This is a genomic window from Streptomyces deserti, assembly GCF_054782695.1.
This window is the reverse complement of sequence record NZ_BAAGRZ010000018.1, coordinates 97,878-115,251: the sequence shown is the minus strand read 5'-3', so window position 1 is coordinate 115,251 and position 17,374 is coordinate 97,878. Positions and strand designations below refer to the sequence as shown.

Annotated in this window: 15 protein-coding genes and 1 pseudogene; 8 read left to right on the top strand and 8 right to left on the bottom strand. The window is 71.0% G+C overall.

Annotated elements, in window-relative coordinates; translation table 11 throughout:
* The first annotated feature begins 115 nt into the window (after positions 1-115).
* From ACYVMZ_RS26305 to ACYVMZ_RS26280, 6 genes are all read left to right on the top strand, one after another.
* Positions 116-565: an SRPBCC family protein gene (locus ACYVMZ_RS26305; RefSeq protein WP_461083777.1), complete on the top strand. Its 450-nt coding sequence runs from the start codon at positions 116-118 to the stop codon at positions 563-565.
* A 100-nt stretch (positions 566-665) separates the two neighbouring features.
* The gene (gene rlmN, locus ACYVMZ_RS26300; RefSeq protein ID WP_461083775.1) at positions 666-1,772 is read left to right on the top strand and encodes a dual-specificity RNA methyltransferase RlmN; all 1,107 of its coding nucleotides are present in this window, start codon (positions 666-668) and stop codon (positions 1,770-1,772) included.
* Positions 1,773-2,041: 269 nt separating this feature from the next.
* A complete protein-coding gene (locus tag ACYVMZ_RS26295) occupies positions 2,042-3,082 on the top strand; it encodes a thiamine ABC transporter substrate-binding protein (protein ID WP_461083868.1) in 1,041 nt (346 codons plus the stop codon).
* Entirely contained in the window at positions 3,058-4,740 is a 1,683-nt protein-coding gene (locus ACYVMZ_RS26290) for an ABC transporter permease (protein WP_461083773.1), read from the top strand. Before ACYVMZ_RS26295 ends, ACYVMZ_RS26290 begins: the two co-directional genes overlap by 25 nt.
* Positions 4,740-5,759 carry an ABC transporter ATP-binding protein gene (locus tag ACYVMZ_RS26285; protein WP_461083771.1) on the top strand — a complete coding sequence of 340 codons (1,020 nt, stop codon included), beginning with the start codon at positions 4,740-4,742 and terminating at the stop codon, positions 5,757-5,759. The genes ACYVMZ_RS26290 and ACYVMZ_RS26285 overlap by 1 nt, the downstream gene beginning before the upstream one ends.
* A 126-nt stretch (positions 5,760-5,885) precedes the next feature.
* Positions 5,886-6,683 carry a maleylpyruvate isomerase family mycothiol-dependent enzyme gene (locus tag ACYVMZ_RS26280; RefSeq protein ID WP_461083769.1) on the top strand — a complete coding sequence of 266 codons (798 nt, stop codon included), beginning with the start codon at positions 5,886-5,888 and terminating at the stop codon, positions 6,681-6,683.
* A gap of 58 nt (positions 6,684-6,741) precedes the next feature.
* Here ACYVMZ_RS26280 and ACYVMZ_RS26275 read toward each other — a convergent pair whose 3' ends face one another.
* The 7 genes from ACYVMZ_RS26275 to ACYVMZ_RS26245 all read right to left on the bottom strand — a co-directional run bounded on the left by ACYVMZ_RS26275 (position 6,742) and on the right by ACYVMZ_RS26245 (position 13,683).
* Positions 6,742-7,422, bottom strand: coding sequence for an LAETG motif-containing sortase-dependent surface protein (locus ACYVMZ_RS26275; RefSeq protein ID WP_461083767.1), 681 nt, complete (start codon positions 7,420-7,422; stop codon positions 6,742-6,744).
* Between the two features lie 204 nt (positions 7,423-7,626).
* Positions 7,627-8,751: an LOG family protein gene (locus tag ACYVMZ_RS26270; RefSeq protein WP_461083765.1), complete on the bottom strand. Its 1,125-nt coding sequence runs from the start codon at positions 8,749-8,751 to the stop codon at positions 7,627-7,629.
* Positions 8,752-8,776: 25 nt separating this feature from the next.
* Complete coding sequence (locus ACYVMZ_RS26265) at positions 8,777-9,193, bottom strand: VOC family protein (RefSeq protein ID WP_461083763.1); 417 nt, start codon at positions 9,191-9,193, stop codon at positions 8,777-8,779.
* Positions 9,194-9,309: 116 nt separating this feature from the next.
* On the bottom strand, positions 9,310-10,764 hold the full coding sequence (locus ACYVMZ_RS26260; RefSeq protein ID WP_461083761.1) for a hypothetical protein: 1,455 nt from the start codon (positions 10,762-10,764) through the stop codon (positions 9,310-9,312).
* Complete coding sequence (locus tag ACYVMZ_RS26255) at positions 10,746-11,495, bottom strand: ABC transporter ATP-binding protein (protein ID WP_461083759.1); 750 nt, start codon at positions 11,493-11,495, stop codon at positions 10,746-10,748. Before ACYVMZ_RS26255 ends, ACYVMZ_RS26260 begins: the two co-directional genes overlap by 19 nt.
* Before the next feature lie 243 nt (positions 11,496-11,738).
* A complete protein-coding gene (locus ACYVMZ_RS26250; RefSeq protein WP_461083757.1) occupies positions 11,739-13,112 on the bottom strand; it encodes an aspartate aminotransferase family protein in 1,374 nt (457 codons plus the stop codon).
* A gap of 19 nt (positions 13,113-13,131) precedes the next feature.
* Positions 13,132-13,683, bottom strand: a complete 552-nt coding sequence (locus ACYVMZ_RS26245) for an Lrp/AsnC family transcriptional regulator (protein ID WP_461083755.1) — start codon at positions 13,681-13,683, stop codon at positions 13,132-13,134.
* 164 nt (positions 13,684-13,847) lie between these two features.
* Here ACYVMZ_RS26245 and ACYVMZ_RS26240 point away from each other — a divergent pair, with 164 nt between their 5' ends.
* Entirely contained in the window at positions 13,848-15,287 is a 1,440-nt protein-coding gene (locus ACYVMZ_RS26240) for a gamma-aminobutyraldehyde dehydrogenase (RefSeq protein ID WP_461083753.1), read from the top strand.
* Positions 15,288-15,405: 118 nt separating this feature from the next.
* Positions 15,406-15,932 (top strand): annotated as a pseudogene (locus tag ACYVMZ_RS26235) (HXXEE domain-containing protein).
* A gap of 81 nt (positions 15,933-16,013) precedes the next feature.
* Here ACYVMZ_RS26235 and ACYVMZ_RS26230 read toward each other — a convergent pair.
* Positions 16,014-17,177, bottom strand: coding sequence for a serine hydrolase domain-containing protein (locus tag ACYVMZ_RS26230; protein ID WP_461083751.1), 1,164 nt, complete (start codon positions 17,175-17,177; stop codon positions 16,014-16,016).
* Positions 17,178-17,374: the final 197 nt, after the last annotated feature.

Sequence of the window (17,374 nt, the reverse complement as noted above, 5' to 3'; positions counted from 1 at the left end):
GATCCGCCCCGGCGAGCTCCCGTCCCGTGGTGGGCGGGGGCTCGTCGTCGTTTCCGGGATGCCTCGGGGATCGTCCGGTGGGACGATGCAGGTGTACGCCGCAAAAGGGGTCATCATGTCCGCCATCCGACAAACCATCGACGTCGACCGCAATCCCGAGGACGTCTACGCGTACGTCACGGACAGCTCCCACGTGCCGGAATGGCAGCTGAGCGCGGTCTCCGCGGAACGCCTCGACGAAGGACCCTTCGGCGTCGGCTCCCGGGTCCGGGTCACCCGGCACGTCGGCCGCCGTACCATCCCGATGACCATGGAGGTCACCGAGTACGACCCGCCGCACACCTGGGGGCTGAAGGGCATCGACGGCCCCGTCCGGGCCCGGGTGCACGGTGAGGTGGAGCCGTTCGACGAGGGGCGGCGCTCCCACGTGACCATCGAGGTCGACTTCGAGGGCCACGGCATGGGGAAGGTCCTGGTACCGCTCGTCGTCCGCCCCCAGGTCCGCAAGGAACTGCCGCGCAACGAGCAGCTGCTCAAGGACCGGCTGGAGCACATCGGCGAGTAGCGGGTTCTCCTCGACGCCGGGTGCCCTCAGTGCCGCGTGTCCCTCAGTGCCGCAGACGGGGCGCGGGCCACCGCGGACGATCTGCGACACTTGAGGAATCATGCCCAAGCCCGGAGAACTCACTTTCGTCGCCCCGCGCGGAGCCAAGAAGCCGCCGCGGCACCTCGCCGACCTCACGCCCGCCGAGCGCAGGGAGGCCGTCGCCGCGGTGGGCGAGAAGCCGTTTCGCGCCAAGCAGCTCTCGCAGCACTACTTCGCGCGGTACGCGCACCAGCCGGAGCAGTGGACCGACATCCCCGCCGGCTCCCGCGGCAAGCTCCAGGAGGCGCTGCTGCCCGAGCTGATGACGGTCGTGCGGCACCTGTCGACCGACCAGGGCGCCACGCGCAAGACGCTGTGGCGGCTGTTCGACGGGACGCTCGTCGAGTCGGTGCTCATGCGGTATCCGGACCGGGTGACCATGTGCATCAGCTCGCAGGCGGGCTGTGGCATGAACTGCCCGTTCTGCGCGACCGGGCAGGCGGGCCTCGACCGGAATCTGTCCACCGCCGAGATCGTCCATCAGATCGTGGACGGGATGCGGGCCCTCAGGGACGGCGAGGTTCCAGGCGGTCCGGCGCGGCTGAGCAACATCGTCTTCATGGGCATGGGCGAGCCGCTCGCCAACTACAACCGGGTCGTCGGCGCCATCCGTCGCCTCACCGACCCCGAGCCCGACGGACTGGGCCTGTCCCAGCGCGGGATCACCGTCTCGACGGTCGGGCTCGTCCCGGCCATCCACCGCTTCGCCGACGAGGGCTTCAAGTGCCGGCTCGCCATCTCGCTGCACGCGCCGGACGACGAGCTGCGCGACACCCTCGTCCCCGTCAACACGCGGTGGAAGGTGCGGGAGGTGCTCGACGCCGGGTTCGAGTACGCGGCCAAGTCCGGGCGGCGGCTGTCCATCGAGTACGCGCTGATCCGGGACATCAACGACCAGGCGTGGCGCGGTGACCGGCTCGGCCGGCTGCTCAAGGGCAGGCCGGTCCACGTCAACCTGATCCCGCTGAACCCGACGCCCGGGTCCAAGTGGACCGCGTCCCGGCCCGAGGACGAGAAGGCGTTCGTGGAGGCGATCGCCGCCCATGGTGTGCCGGTGACGGTCCGGGACACCCGTGGGCAGGAGATCGACGGGGCCTGTGGTCAGCTGGCCGCGAGTGAGCGGTAACCTGACCGGCGTAAGTACCGTGTAAGTACATCTGCATATTCCGACAGGGGAGCGCCACAGCGCTGAGAGTGCGGCACCGGCCGCAGACCCTCTGAACCTCGCCCAGGTCATTCTGGGTAGGGAGATCGGTCATCACTCGAGCTGTTGCGCCCTGCTCGGGACACCTGCCAGGGGTCCCGGGCAGGGCCGCGTCTCTTCCTGGTCACCCCAGGAGGAATCCAGTGAGCAACACCAAGAAGCGGTTCACGGCCGTGGTCGTCGGGCTGGGCATGGTCGGCGGCCTGGCCGCGTGCGGGTCGTCGGACGGCGACCAGGGGTCCGGTGGCGACTCGAAGACCGTGACCCTCGTCAGCCACGACTCGTGGGTCGCGTCGAAGGACGTCATCGCCGCGTTCGAGAAGCAGTCCGGCTACAAGGTGAAGGTCCTCAAGGACGGCGACGCCGGGCAGGCCGTGAACAAGGCGATCCTGACCAAGAACAACCCGCAGGGCGACGTCCTCTTCGGCGTCGACAACACCCTGCTGTCACGCGCGCTCGACAACGACCTGTTCCAGTCGTACGAGCCGAAGGGCTCCGACCTGATCAAGCCCGAGTACCGGGCCGACGAGGACCGGCACCGGGTCACGCCCGTCGACACCGGCGACATCTGCGTCAACTACGACAAGAAGTACTTCGCCGACCGCAAGCTCGACCCGCCGCAGACCTTCGACGACCTGACCAAGCCCGAGTACAGGAACCTCCTCGTCACCGAGAACGCCTCGACCTCCTCGCCCGGCCTCGGCTTCCTGCTCGGCACGGCCGCCCAGTACGGCGACGACGGCTGGCAGGACTACTGGAAGAAGCTGAAGGCCAACGGCGTGAAGGTCGTCGACGGCTGGGAGCAGGCCTACAACGAGGAGTTCTCCGGCTCCAGCAGCGGCAAGAAGGCGGGGGGCGACCGGCCGCTCGTCGTGTCGTACGCCTCCTCGCCGCCCGCCGAGGTCGTCTTCGCCGACCCGAAGCCGAGCACGGCGCCGACCGGGGTGGCCACCGGTACGTGCTTCCGCCAGGTCGAGTACGCGGGGCTGCTGAGCAACGCCGAGAACAGCAAGGGCGGCAAGGCGCTCCTCGACTTCCTGCTCACCCAGCAGTTCCAGGAGGACATGCCGCTCAACATGTTCGTCTACCCGGTGCGCGAGGGCGCCCAGGTGCCGCCGGAGTTCGTGAAGTACGGGCCGCAGGCGAAGGACCCCGAGACCATGGACCCGGCGAAGATCGCCGACAAGCGTGATGAGTGGGTCAAGTCGTGGACCTCGCTCGTACTGAAGTAGCCACCCGGAAGACCCGTAAGGGGACCGGGAGCGGGAGCGCGGCGCGGCTCGGGCTCATGGCCGTGCCCGTCGCGTTCTTCGCGGTCTTCTTCGCCTACCCGGTCGCCGCGATCGTCGCGCGGGGTCTGAAGGTGGACGGGGCCTGGCAGTTCGGACGCGTCGGGGACGTCCTCGCCCAGTCCGACGTCCGGCACGTGCTGTGGTTCACCACCTGGCAGGCGCTCGTCTCCACCGCGCTCACGCTGCTGATCGCGCTCCCCGGGGCATACGTCTTCGCACGCTTCGATTTCAGGGGCAAGCAGATCCTGCGGGCGGTCGTGACCGTCCCGTTCGTGCTGCCGACGGTCGTCGTCGGTTCGGCGTTCCTGGCGCTCGTCGGGCGGGGCGGGGTGCTCGACGAGCTGTGGGGCGTACGGCTGGACACCACCGTGTGGGCGATCCTGCTCGCGCACGTCTTCTTCAACTACGCGGTCGTCGTACGGACGGTCGGCGGGCTCTGGGCGCAGCTCGACCCGCGGCAGGAGGAGGCCGCGCGGATGCTCGGCGCGTCACGGTTCGCCGCCTGGCGGACCGTCACCCTGCCCGCGCTCATGCCCGCCGTGGCCGCCGCCACGCTGATGGTCTTCCTGTTCACCTTCACCTCCTTCGGTGTCGTGCAGATCCTCGGCGGGCCGACCTTCTCGACCCTCGAAGTGGAGATCTACCGGCAGACGTCCGAGATCTTCGACCTGTCCACGGCGGCCGTCCTGACGATGATCCAGTTCGTCGCGGTCGGCGCGATCATCGCCCTGCACGCCTGGACCGTCCGGCGCCGGGAGACCGCGCTGCGGCTGGTGGACGCGTCCGTGACCGCGCGGCGGCCCCAGGGGACCGGGCAGTGGGCGTTGCTGGCCGGGGTGCTGGTCACGATCGTCGTCCTGCTCCTGCTGCCGCTGGCGGTGCTGGTGGAGCGCTCCCTCGACGCGCCCGGCTTCGGCTACTACCGGGCGCTGACCAGCGAGGACGGCGGGACCTTCCTCGTCCCGCCGATCGACGCGATCGGCAATTCGCTCCAGTACGCCCTCGCCGCCACCGCCATCGCCGTGCTGATCGGCGGCCTGGCCTCCGTCGCGCTCACCCGGCGGGACGCGGGCCGGTTCGTGCGCGGTTTCGACGCGCTGCTGATGCTGCCGCTCGGGGTGTCCGCGGTGACCGTCGGTTTCGGATTCCTGATCGCGCTGGACGAACCCCCGCTGGACCTGCGTGGTTCGTGGATCCTGGTCCCGCTCGCGCAGGCGCTGGTCGGGGTTCCCTTCGTCGTGCGGACCATGCTGCCGGTGCTGCGGGCGGTGGACGTACGGCTGCGGGAGGCGGCGGCCGTGCTCGGGGCGTCGCCGTGGCGGGCGTGGCGAGAGGTGGACCTGCCGATGGTGCGGCGGGCGCTGCTGATCGCGGCCGGGTTCGCCTTCGCGGTGTCGCTCGGGGAGTTCGGGGCGACGGTGTTCATCGCGCGGCCGGACAACCCGACGCTGCCGGTGGCCGTGGCGCGGCTGCTGGGGCGGCCCGGCGACCTCAACTACGGCCAGGCGATGGCCCTCTCGACGATTCTCATGATCGTGTGCGCGGTGGCGCTGCTGGTGCTGGAGCGGCTGCGGACCGACCGGACCGGGGAGTTCTGATGCTGCTGAGCCTGGCAGGCGCGACCGTTCGCTTCGGGGGGCGGACCGTGCTCGACGCCGTCGATCTGGAGGTCGCCGAGCACGAGATCGTGTGTGTCCTCGGGCCCAGCGGCAGCGGCAAGTCGACGTTGCTGCGGGTGGTCGCCGGGCTGCAACCCCTGGATTCCGGGAGGGTGTTGCTCGACGGGCGCGACCAGGCGGGGGTGCCCGCGCACCGACGCGGGGTCGGGCTGATGTTCCAGGACCACCAGCTGTTCCCGCAGCGGGACGTGGGCGGCAATGTCGCCTTCGGGCTGCGGACGCGCGGCGCGTCGAAGCGCCAACAGGCCGAGCGCGTAAGGGAGTTGCTGGACCTCGTCGGACTGCCGGGCGCGGACCGCCGGGCCGTGGCGGCGCTGTCCGGTGGTGAGCAGCAGCGGGTGGCGCTGGCGCGGGCCCTGGCGCCCAGCCCCCGGCTGCTGATGCTCGACGAGCCGCTCGGCCAGCTCGACCGGTCCCTCCGCGAACGCCTGGTCGTCGAACTCCGCGAGCTGTTCGGCCGGTTGGGCACCACCGTGCTCGCCGTGACCCACGACCAGGGCGAGGCCTTCGCGCTGGCCGACCGGGTCGTGGTGATGCGGGACGGGCGGATCGCCCAGTCAGGGACGCCCCTTGAGGTGTGGCAGCGGCCGGCCGACGCGTTCGTGGCCCGCTTCCTCGGTTTCGACAACGTGGTGGAGGCGACCGTCTCGGACGGGGCCGCGGTGACGCCGTGGGGCAAGGTGCCCGTGCCGGAGGACGCCGCGCAGGGCACTCGGACGCTGCTCGTACGGTCCGCCGGTGTCCGCCTGGTGCCCGCGGACGCGGGCCTGCGCTGCACGGTGACGGCACGCACCTTCAAGGGCACCCATGTCGCCGTGCACCTCCAGCCCGAGGACGCGCCACGGCTGGAGGCGGCGTGTGCGCTGCGGGACGCGCCGGAGGTCGGGGACGAGGTCGGGGTGGAGTTCGACGCGGCCGAAATCGTCGTGCTGGAGTGACCGGAGCGACTGGCATGACCGGAGCGACTGGAATGACCGAGTGACTGGAATGACCGAGTGACTGCGTGACCTGCGCGGCCGAAAACGCGGTGCTCGGCCGGTCGACCCGCTCCTAGGGTGGGCGCCATGACCCTTCTCGCACATGACCGCTACTGCGACGAGATCGCCCACCAGGTCGGGCAGTTGAGGGCCGTCGTGACCTCCGACGCCGACCTGGCCGGCGCCGTGCCGACCTGCCCGGACTGGTCCCTGGAGGACCTGGTACGGCATGTGGGCGGCGCCCTGCGCTGGGTGGAGCTGATGGTACGCACCCGGGCCGAGGAGGAGATCCCCGAGGGGAGCGTTCCGGGGTACGCCGGCCCGGACGTCCGCGGCGACGCCGCCGTGCTGGACGCGTGGCTGGCGGAGTCGGGCGAGCAGGTCGTCGGTACGCTGCGGGAGGCCGGGCCGGACGCGAAGGTGTGGGGCTGGGCCGGGATCCTCAACGCCGGATTCTGGGCCCGCCGAGTGACGCACGAGATCACCGTCCACCGCGCCGACGCCACGCTCGCCGCCGGGCTGCCCTTCGAGGCCCCGCCCGACATCGCCGCCGACGCGATCGACGAGTGGCTGCAGATCGTCGGGTTCGTGCAGCGCACGATGCCCCATGACGCGGTGCGAGAGCTGCGCGGCCCCGGCCGCAGCATCCACCTGCACGCCACCGACACGCCGCCCGAGCTGAACGCCGAGTGGGTGATCGAGCTCACCGAGGACGGCGTCGCCTGGCGGCGGGGGCATGAGAAGGCATCGGTGGCGCTGCGAGGGCCGCTCACGTCCGTGCTGCTGGCCTTCTACCGCCGACTGCCGCTGGACGCGCCGGAGGTGGAGGTGCTGGGCGAGCGGGAGCTGCTGGAGTTCTGGCTGGAGCGGGCCACGTTCGGGTGAAGTGGCACGTGTGGCCCGCCCCGTGAAGCAGGGGCGGGCCACCGTGTGTTCAGGGGCGTCAGCGGTCGCTGCTCGTCCCACGGCGGCGCATGCCGAAGAACACCGCGCCGCCGCCGACCACGACCAGAACGGCCGCGATACCGGCGATGATCCCGGTGCTGGAACTCGCACCGGTCTCGGCGAGGTTGGAGTCACCGGCCGCGGGCGACGGCGCGTTGCTGGTGGTGCCTGCGGGTGCGGTGCTCTCGTTCTGTGAAGGCTCCGAGGGTTCCGAGGGCTCCGACGGCGACGGGGCGTCCGTCTCGTCGGCCGGGCTGGAGGCGGAGTCCGACGGGGTCGGCGTGGCCGGCGGGGCCGGGGGCTTCTCCTCCTTCTTGCAGGCCGTGGCCGGAGTGATCAGGTTCGGCTTGATGTCCTCGTCGACATAGCCCGCGGCCTTGACGTGGACGCGGTACTCGGCGTTCGGCTTCCAGTCCTCGTCGAAGGTGATGGTGACACCTTCGCGCGAGCCCTTGACCACCTGCTCGCCGACCTTCTTCACATCGGCGCCGTTGTTCTCCAGGTAGACGGTGACGGTCGCCGGGATGCCGGAGGGGTCCACGTCGGTGACGGTGATGACGCCCTTGGCGCCGTCGCATTTCGCTTCGGCCGAGAACTCGCTGATGTCGCAGGCGAGAGCGTTGCCGGCGACACCGAACGCGAGCGCGGTCGCAGCGGAGGCGACACCGACGACGCGCATGGAACGCGCGACCGTACGGCACGATGCCGCACGTCGGAATTTGGACAGAACTGCCACGTTTGTCCTTTACAGGATGCGCAAATGCGGGGGGTGGAGGGGGCGCTGACTTCGCATCAGCACTCCCAAGAGGCTCCCAGGTCTATAAGTGCCGCATAAGCAGTGTCAACGCGGCGGCCGATGGCAAGCGTCGGCTTTGCCTTCTTATTAACCGCCGAGACGTTTCAACGCCTCCGGAGCCTCCTCGATCCGGTCCACCAGCGCGATCCGCGCCTCCATCGACCGCCCCCGCGCGAGCGACTGGAGCAGCGGCCACGTCGGCAGCTTCTCCGTCCAGTGCGCGCGGTTGACCAGGACCATGGGCGTGGGCTCGCCGCGCGACTCGTAGTAGTTCGGCGTGGCGTTGTCGAAGATCTCCTGTACGGTGCCGGCCGCGCCCGGCAGGAAGACCACGCCCGCGCCTGAGCGGGCCAGCAGGCCGTCCTCGCGGGTGGCGTTGGCGAAGTACTTGGCGAGGTGCGAGGCGAAGGCGTTCGGGGGCTCGTGGCCGTAGAACCAGGTGGGGATGCCGACCGAGCGGCCGCCGCCCGGCCAGCGGTCGCGCACCTCGAACGCGGTGCGCGCCCAGTCGGTGACCGACGGCACGAACGACGGTGCCTTGGCGAGGAGCAGGAGGGCGTCCTCCAGCATCCCGTCGTCGAACGGGGCCGCGTACGCGCCGAGGTTCGCCGCCTCCATCGCGCCCGGGCCGCCGCCGGTGGCGACCGTGAACCCGGCGCGCGCCAGCTCCCGGCCGAGCACCGCGGCACCGGCGTACGCGGCCGTGCCGCGTGCCATCGCGTGGCCGCCCATCACGCCCACCACCCGTGCCCCGGCGAGGAGTTCGTCGAGGGCGTCCGACACGGAGTCGTCGTGGATCGCGCGCAGCATGGAGGCGTATATGTCCCCGTCCGCCTTCGTCTGCTGGAACCAGGCGTAGGCGCGGGCGTCGGGTGTGGCCTCGTAACCGCCCTCCGACAGGGAGTCGAAGAGCTCGTCGGGCGAGTAGACGTGGCCCCGGTACGGGTCGAAGGGCAGGTCCGGGACGGGCGGGAAGACCAGGGCGCCGGCCGCGCGGACCTTCGCGGCGGCGTCCTCGCGCATCGGGCAGCCGAGGAAGACGGCGCCCGCCGTGTCGGTGGTGAGCAGTTCGCGCGTACGGTCCGACAGGTCGACGGCCTGGACGCGGAATCCGGCGAGTGTGCCGCGCGCCGCGACGGTCGCGTCGAACTCCTCGAGCGTCTCTATCTCACGGTCGTTGTGGTGGGCCGCATGGGCGGGCATCGTCTGCACCCGCCCATGCTGGCACAGCGCCGTCTCAGCCCTCGATGGCCGCCGGGTCCATCCACACGACCTCCCAGGTGTGACCGTCGAGGTCGTCGAAGGAGCGGCCGTACATGAAGTCCATGTCCTGGACCCGGTCCGACGCGGTGCCGCCGGCGGCGACCGCCTTCTCGACCAGCTCGTCCACCTTCTCGCGGCTCTCGGCGCTCAGCGCGATCAGCACCTCGCTGGTCTTCGTGGCGTCCGCGATCTCCTTGTGGGTGAAGGTCGAGTAGAACGGCTTGGTCAGCAGCATCGCGACGATGGTGTCGCTGATCACGACGGAGGCGGCGTTCTCGTCGCTGAACTGGGGGTTGATCGAGTAACCGAGCTCCGTGAAGAACTTCTTCGAGGCGTCGAGGTCGTTCACGGGCAGGTTGACGAAGATCATCTGCTGGTACGTCGTGGTCATCGGTCTCTCCCATCGGGTGCGTGCCGTTCGATGGGGTAGACCGGCCGTCCCACCGGAACTCATCGGCCCTCGGAGATCTTTTTCGAGGATTCTTCGCGCGGTTCTTCGGGCCGTGCTCAGCGGGCCAGAGGCAGGGCCGCCAGCTCGGCGGTGATCAGCGTGAGCGGGCCGAACACGGCGAGGAGCGCGCCCGCACGCAGGGCGGCGGCGCTGCGCAGCATCGTCACGGGCGCCCCGATGCGCAGCAGCGCGTCCGTGGTGTCGGCGCGGGCCTGCTTGGCCTCCACGGCGGCGGTGAGCAGCGTGGCCACGGTGCAGCCGGTGACCAGCAGCGTGCCGAGGGTGGTGAGCGGGCCGACGGACAGGCCGTTCGGGGCGGACATCGAGGCCATGGCGTACGCGGCGGACGCCACGGCACAGACGACGCCGAGGGGGCGGCCGATCCGGGTGGCTTCCGCCATGAGGACCCGCCCGGCCAGGAGGCGGAGGGCACCGGGGCGGGCCGCTTGCAGCAGGCGGCCGCACAGGTGGGTGAGGCCGGGGCCGGCGAGGGCGAGGCCGAGGGCGGTCAGGGCGAGGCCGAGGAGGACGCCGGGGTGGTCGTTGGGGGTGGTGACGGCCGGGTTGGCGCGGCCCGCGTAGGTCTCCACGGCCAGGCCCGCGGCGAGTACGGCGATGCCCCAGGGGAGGCCGCCGGGTGCGTCGGTGTGGGTGCGGGTGTTGTCGGGGGTGCCCGGCGTTGCCGACGAAGGGGCGGACGCGTCGGCCGGTGCCGGGGGCGGGGTGCTGTCGGCTGTGGCCGGGGGGTGGGCTTCGCCTGCCCGTGCTCGCGGTGTGCCGTCCTTCGGTGGGGCGGGCGCCGCCCCGGCGGCCCGACCGTCCGTGGACGGCGCCGACTCGACGTCGCCCGTCTCCTGCGCCCCGGGCGCTGTGCGCCGGTCATCCGTCAGGTGCGCACCGAAGCGCCCGTACGCCCCGAACGTCTCCCGCGCCACCCCGAAGCCGTACGCGCCGAAGCGGCCGAATCCGCGTGCCGTGCCGTTCGCCGCTGCCGGCCGGGTTTCTCTCGGGCGCAGCACCACCGCCACCGACACCGACGCGGTCACCGGGACCACCGCCAGGAGCGTCAGCGCCGCCGGAAGCGGCAGGGGCTGGTCGGCCGCGAGGAAGTCCGCGGCCGCGCCGTCGAAGGGCATGCCCGTCAGGTCGCCGCGCAGGTGGAGGAAGAAGAGCAGGGCCAGCATCGAGCCCAGGGTGCAGGACAGGGCCGTCGTCGTCGCCGAGATGGCCATCAGGCGGGCCGGGCCCAGGCCGATGGCCGACAGGCCCGGGCGTGGCTTCGTGCCGGGGTCGGTACGGGCCACCGCCACCGCGAAGTACACCGTGGCGGCCAGGGGGGCCGCGCACCAGGCCAGGCGGAGGAGCGAGGTGCCGGGGGAGTCCGGGTGGCCCAGCGCGTAGCCGAGGGCGCACAGCAGCAGGAAGCCCGTGCCCGCCGACGCCGCCGCGACCAGGAGACGGCGCAGCTGGACGACGGGCTGGGCTCCGCGGGTCAGACGGAGAGCGACCACGCGGTCCGCCCTTCCGTCTCGGCGGTCTCGGAGACCGGGGGCAGGTGCACGGTCTTCACGCGCCGCCCGTCCAGCAGCGCCACCGTGCGGTCGGCGAGGGCGGCCGTCTCCGCGTCGTGCGTGGCCAGGACGACCGTGATGCCGTGCGAGCGGGCCGCTGTGGTGAGGGTGCGCAGGACGTGGGCGCGGTCGGCGCGGTGCAGGGGAGCCGTCGGCTCGTCGGCGAACAGCACCGACGGCGCGGGGGCCAGCGCGCGGGCGATGCAGACGCGCTGCCGCTCGGCCTGGGTCAGGTCGTGCGGGCGCTTGTGGGCCTTGTCGCCGACATCGAGGCGGTCCAGCCACTCCCGGGCGGCCGTCTTGGCGCGGCGGCGGCTGGTGCCGCGCAGCATCAGGGAGAGGGCGGCGTTCTCCCAGACGTTGAGTTCGGGAACGAGTACGGGGGCCGGGTCGATCCAGCCGAAGCGGTCGCGGCGCAGCCGTTCGCGGACCAGCGGCCCCATGGTGTGCACGGGCACGCTGTTGAACCAGACCTCACCGCGCCGCACGGGCACCAGGCCGGACAGGCACCGCAGGAGGGTCGTCTTGCCGCTGCCGCGCGGGCCGCTGACGGCGAGGATCTCGCCCTCCCGGACGCCGAGCGAGACGCCGCTGAGCGCGGGCGAGCCGTCGTTGTGCTGGAAGTGCAGGGCGCGTGCCCAGAGCACGTCGTTGTCCGGCGGGGCCACCATGGCGTACACCTCGGTTCGGATCGAAAAATGCCGTGCGGGATGCCGTTTGGATTCCGCGGTATCCCCCGTGTGGGGGAACGAAGGCAGGGCCGATCGGTCACTGGGCACGCTAGGCAGGCCACGGCAGGAGGCCGGACAGCACGCGGCCCCGGGCGCCCGTTTCTCACTCGAACGGGCGGCACCGGGGCCGTAAATGATCCTTCCTGACGATCAACTCCGCAGAAGGTCACAGCCGTCGGCGGCTCACAGCTTCGTCCACGCCTCCGACAGCGTCGCGCGCAGGATCTGCTCGATCTCGTCGAACGTCTCCTGGTTGGAGATCAGCGGCGGGGCGAGCTGGACGACCGGGTCGCCGCGGTCGTCGGCACGGCAGTACAGGCCGTTCTCGTACAGCTTCTTGCTCAGGAAGCCGTACAGGACGCGCTCGGTCTCGTCCGCGTCGAAGGACTCCTTGGTCGCCTTGTCCTTGACCAGCTCGATGCCGTAGAAGAAGCCGTTGCCGCGCACGTCGCCGACGATCGGCAGGTCGTACAGCTTCTCCAGCGTGGTGCGGAACGCGGCCTCGTTGTCGAGGACGTGCTGGTTGAGGCCCTCGCGCTCGAACAGGTCGAGGTTGGCCAGGCCCACCGCGGCGGAGACCGGGTGGCCGCCGAAGGTGTAGCCGTGCAGGAAGGTGTTGTCGCCCTTGTAGAACGGCTCGGCGATGCGGTCGGAGATCACGCACGCGCCGATCGGGGAGTAGCCCGAGGTCATGCCCTTGGCGCAGGTGATCATGTCCGGGACGTAGCCGAACTTGTCGCAGGCGAACATCGTGCCCAGGCGGCCGAAGGCGCAGATGACCTCGTCCGAGACGAGGAGGACGTCGTACTGGTCGCAGATCTCGCGGACCCGCTGGAAGTAGCCGGGCGGGGGCGGGAAGCAGCCGCCCGCGTTCTGCACCGGCTCCAGGAAGACCGCCGCGACCGTGTCCGGGCCCTCGAAGAGGATCTGCTGCTCGATCTGGTCGGCGGCCCAGCGGCCGAAGGCCTCCGGGTCGTCGCCGAAGATCGGCGCGCGGTAGATGTTGGTGTTCGGGACCTTGTGAGCGCCGGGGACGAGGGGCTCGAAGGGTGCCTTCAGGGCGGGCAGACCCGTGATGGACAGGGCGCCCTGCGGGGTGCCGTGGTAGGCGACCGCGCGGGAGATGACCTTGTGCTTGGTGGGCTTGCCGACCAGCTTGAAGTACTGCTTGGCGAGCTTCCAGGCGGTCTCGACGGCCTCGCCGCCGCCGGTGGTGAAGAAGACCTTGTTCAGGTCGCCCGGCGCGTAGTCGGCGAGCCGGTCCGCCAGCTCGACGGCCTTGGGGTGCGCGTAGGACCAGATGGGGAAGAACGCCAGCTCCTGCGCTTGCTTGAAGGCGGTCTCGGCGAGCTCGACGCGGCCGTGCCCGGCCTGCACCACGAACAGGCCGGCTAGACCGTCGAGGTAGCGCTTGCCCTTGTCGTCGTAGATGTAGGTGCCCTCGCCCCGGACGATGGTGGGGACGGGGGCGTCCTCGTACGAGGACATGCGGGTGAAGTGCATCCACAGGTGGTCGTACGCGGTCCGGCTGAGGTCGTTGGGACGGTCGGTGCTCACGGCTATCGGGTCCTCACGGTTATCGGGTTCCCCACATGTAGGTCTGCTTCTTGAGCTTGAGGTAGACGAAGCTCTCGGTGGAGCGCACTCCGGGGACGGCCCGGATGCGTCGGTTGATGACCTCCAGGAGGTGGTCGTCGTCCTCGCAGACGATCTCGACCATCAGGTCGAAGGACCCCGCGGTCATCACCACGTACTCGCATTCGGGCATGGCGGTCAGCGCGTCGGCGACGGACTCGACGTCGCCCTCGACGTTGATGCCGACCATCGCCTGGCGGCGGAAGCCCACGGTGAGCGGGTCCGTGACGGCGACGATCTGCATCACGCCCTGGTCGAGCAGCTTCTGGACGCGCTGGCGCACGGCCGCCTCCGACAGGCCCACGGCCTTGCCGATGGCGGCGTACGGCCGCCGGCCGTCCTCCTGGAGCTGCTCGATGATGGCGAGGGAGACGGCGTCCAGGTGCGGGTTGCTGCCGTTCCTGGACTCGCGAGAGGGCTCGCGGGTGGACTCGCGGCTCTCCCGCGGGTCCCTGGGGTCTGCGCTTCGACTGGCCACGAGCTCACTGTGCACGAGGTCTCGACAGTTTCGCAAGGCCCGATCGATGAAATTCGTTGTTTACGGGGTTGCAGCTTGCGGATTTCGCAGTAACGGGGCGCGCGGGGGTGTTGAAAACGTCGGGACACGGATTAGGGTGGGTGTCTCAGAGATTGGACAATCCACCAGGAGGCCCTGCAGTGAGCACCGAGCTGCGTCGTCTGCGCAACTACATCGGCGGTGAGTTCCGGGACGCCGCCGACGGACGGACCACCGAGGTGGTCAATCCCGCGACGGGCGAGGCGTACGCGACCGCTCCGCTGTCCGGGCAGGCGGATGTGGACGCCGCGATGGCGGCCGCCGCCGAGGCCTTCCCGGGCTGGCGGGACACGACCCCGGCCGAGCGGCAGAAGGCTCTGCTGAAGATCGCGGACGCCTTCGAGGAGCGTGCCGAGGAGCTGATCGCGGCCGAGGTGGAGAACACGGGCAAGCCGGTCGGGCTCACCCGCTCCGAGGAGATCCCGCCGATGGTCGACCAGATCCGCTTCTTCGCGGGCGCGGCGCGGATGCTCGAGGGCCGGGCGGCCGGTGAGTACATGGACGGGATGACCTCCATGATCCGCCGCGAGCCGGTCGGCGTCTGCGCCCAGGTCGCGCCGTGGAACTACCCGATGATGATGGCCGTGTGGAAGTTCGCCCCGGCGATCGCCGCGGGCAACACGGTCGTCCTGAAGCCGTCGGACACCACCCCGGCCTCGACCGTCCTCATCGCCGACATCATCGGCTCGATCCTCCCCAAGGGCGTCTTCAACGTCATCTGCGGCGACCGCGAGACCGGCCGCATGATGGTCGAGCACCCCGTCCCGGCGATGGCCTCCATCACCGGTTCCGTGCGCGCCGGCATGCAGGTCGCCGAGACCGCCGCCAAGGACCTCAAGCGCGTCCACCTGGAGCTGGGCGGCAAGGCGCCGGTCGTCGTCTTCGAGGACACCGACATCGCCAAGGCCGTCGAGGACATCTCCGTCGCGGGCTTCTTCAACGCCGGGCAGGACTGTACGGCCGCCTGCCGCGTCCTGGTCCACGAGGCGATCCACGACGAGTTCGTCTCCGCGCTCGCCAAGGCCGCCGCCGAGACCAAGACCGGCATGCCGGACGACGAGGACGTCCTGTTCGGCCCGCTCAACAACCCCAACCAGCTCAAGCAGGTCGAGGGCTTCATCGAGCGGCTGCCCGCGCACGCGCGCGTGGAGGCCGGCGGCAAGCGCGTCGGCGACAAGGGCTACTTCTACGCGCCGACCGTCGTCTCGGGCGTCAAGCAGGACGACGAGATCATCCAGAAGGAGGTCTTCGGCCCGGTCATCACCGTCCAGTCCTTCACGGACGAGGAGCAGGCGGTGGAGTGGGCCAACGGTGTCGAGTACGCCCTGGCCTCCTCGGTGTGGACCAAGGACCATGCCCGCGCGATGCGGATGTCCAAGAAGCTCGACTTCGGCTGCGTGTGGATCAACACCCACATCCCGCTGGTCGCCGAGATGCCGCACGGCGGCTTCAAGAAGTCCGGCTACGGCAAGGACCTGTCGGGCTACGGCTTCGAGGACTACACGCGGATCAAGCACGTGATGACGTCCCTGGATGCCTGACCCTGCCAGACGTACGCGGCCCCGGGCGGAGGACGGTCCGCCCGGGGCCGCGCCGGCTTGTAGCAGACTTCCGCTCGTGACCAATGCGCCGAGTGACGCATCAGTGAGTGACGCATCAGTGGGTGCGGCCGTCACGCTCGGGCTGCTCGCGGCCTGGGCGGTGCACGACACAGAGGAACTCGCGGTCGGGCCGCGGTGGATACGCGAGCACCTCCCCGAGCTGCGCGGCCGTTTCCCCGGCGCGCCGGAGGGCCTCTGGCGGGCCCTGGAAGGCGTCGACGAGCGGGAGTTCGCCGTCGCGGTGGGTGTGATGGCCGCCGTCGTCGGCGCCGGCGCGGTCGCGGGGCGACGTACCGGCGGGCGGTCGGCCACGTACCAGGCCATGCTGGACGGCTTCGGCCTGCACGGCCTGGTCCACCTGCCCAGGCGGCCGCCGTGCGCGGCTACACCCCCGGCTCCGTGACCTCCGCCACCGTGGTGATCCCCTTCACTCTCTGGGCCCGTGCCCGGCTGCGGCGCGCCGGGGTGCTGCGGCCCACGCGCCCGAGGGATGTCGTCCTGGGGCTCGTCACGGCCGGTGCGGCCGTCGCCGCGTCGCACGCGGTGGCACGGCGGGTGCGCCGACCGGCCGGATGGCGCTTCTGAACGCGTCCCGGCACGGGCGTGCGCTGCCGCCATCAGCGACAGAGCCGCCCTGCTTCCGGGTGTTGGGGACGACCCCGGTCCTCAGCCGCTGAAGCCGCTGAGCGCCGCTTCGATGATCCGCTTGGCCACCGGGTTCATGTCCGTGCTCTTCGCTTCGGTCGCGTTGACCGAGTAGACGAAGGTGCGGGACCCGTCCTCGGTGGCGGCGACGGCCGTGCTGTAGCCGGGGCGGGCGCCGCTCTTCACCCACGCGTCACGGCCGCCGATCTTGAAGGGCTTGAGGCCGCCCGCGCTCATCGTCGCCCCGCCCTTGTCCGGGAGCGTGAGCATCATCTCCTCGAGCTGCGGCTGCGGCACGACCTTCCCGCCGAAGAGCGCGACGAGGAACTTCTCCAGATCCGCCGTCGTCGAGATCATGTCGCCCGCCGCCCAGCGGTCGGACATGTTCCACTCGGTGGCGTCCACCAGCCTGCCGTCCGCCAGGAGCTGGTAACCGCGGTTGTGCGGGCCGTGGATACGGGGGGCGGGGCCGCCGGGGAAGGAAGTGTGCCGCATGCCGACCGGCTTCAGCACCCGTACGTACGCCTGGTGTTCGTACGAGTCGCCCGTCACCTTCTCGATCAGCATGCCCAGCACGGTGTAGTCGATGTTGCCGTAACGCTGCTGGGTGCCGGGGGGCGTGAACCGCGGTCCCTCGGCGACCGAGGAGGCCACGACCTCCTCGGGGGTGAGCGTCTCGTAGCGGTTCTCGTAGCCCTCGCCGTCCGCGTCGCCGAGGGACAGACCCGGCTTCAGCCCGCTCGTGAAGGTGAGCAGGTGCCGCACGGTGACGGTGCGGAAGTCTTCCGAGAGCAGCCCCGGCAGATACCTCCGCACCGGCTCGTCCAGGTCCACGCGCCCCTCCGCGGCGAGCTGCAGCACGAGCGCGGCGGTCACCAGCTTGGTCGTGGAGCCGGCCCGGAAGCGGCCGTGCTCCAGTGCGGGGCGGTGGGTGCGCAGGTTGCGCACGCCCGCCGTGCCGCGCCAGGGCCCGGCGGTGCCGCCGACCCGGACGAGCGCGGCCGTCGCGTCGCCGTCCGGCAGCCCGGCGAGCGCGTCGCACAGTGCCTTGAACCGCGGTCCTTCCGTGCAGCGCGCGGCGGACGGCGGGCCGGACGAGGCGAAGGCGGGGGCGGCCAGCGGGCCGGCCGCGAGGGCGAGGGCGAGGGAGGCGGTGAGGAGGGTGGTGCGGCGGCGAGCGCGCATCGAGGGGACTCCCGAGAGGATCGGTGAAGGATTCGTGATCATCCTCCGGCCGTACGTCCCCGCCCGGATCGTCGACGAGGAGGGCCCGAACCCTGGCGGGACCCCGAGCAAGTGCCCTGCCCTGCAAGGGTGTTCTCAGGAAGGTCCCCTAGGTGCGCGCAAAAAAGTGTTATCGAGGGGGCCTTCACACCGTCTCC

Coding starts and splice junctions, on each gene's coding strand:
- ACYVMZ_RS26305 (WP_461083777.1), top strand. CDS start 116: ATGTCCGCCATCCGACAAACCATCGACGTCGACCGCAATCCCGAGGAC.
- rlmN (WP_461083775.1), top strand. CDS start 666: ATGCCCAAGCCCGGAGAACTCACTTTCGTCGCCCCGCGCGGAGCCAAG.
- ACYVMZ_RS26295 (WP_461083868.1), top strand. CDS start 2,042: ATGGTCGGCGGCCTGGCCGCGTGCGGGTCGTCGGACGGCGACCAGGGG.
- ACYVMZ_RS26285 (WP_461083771.1), top strand. CDS start 4,740: ATGCTGCTGAGCCTGGCAGGCGCGACCGTTCGCTTCGGGGGGCGGACC.
- ACYVMZ_RS26280 (WP_461083769.1), top strand. CDS start 5,886: ATGACCCTTCTCGCACATGACCGCTACTGCGACGAGATCGCCCACCAG.
- ACYVMZ_RS26275 (WP_461083767.1), bottom strand. CDS start 7,422: ATGCGCGTCGTCGGTGTCGCCTCCGCTGCGACCGCGCTCGCGTTCGGT.
- ACYVMZ_RS26265 (WP_461083763.1), bottom strand. CDS start 9,193: ATGACCACGACGTACCAGCAGATGATCTTCGTCAACCTGCCCGTGAAC.
- ACYVMZ_RS26255 (WP_461083759.1), bottom strand. CDS start 11,495: ATGGTGGCCCCGCCGGACAACGACGTGCTCTGGGCACGCGCCCTGCAC.
- ACYVMZ_RS26230 (WP_461083751.1), bottom strand. CDS start 17,177: ATGCGCGCTCGCCGCCGCACCACCCTCCTCACCGCCTCCCTCGCCCTC.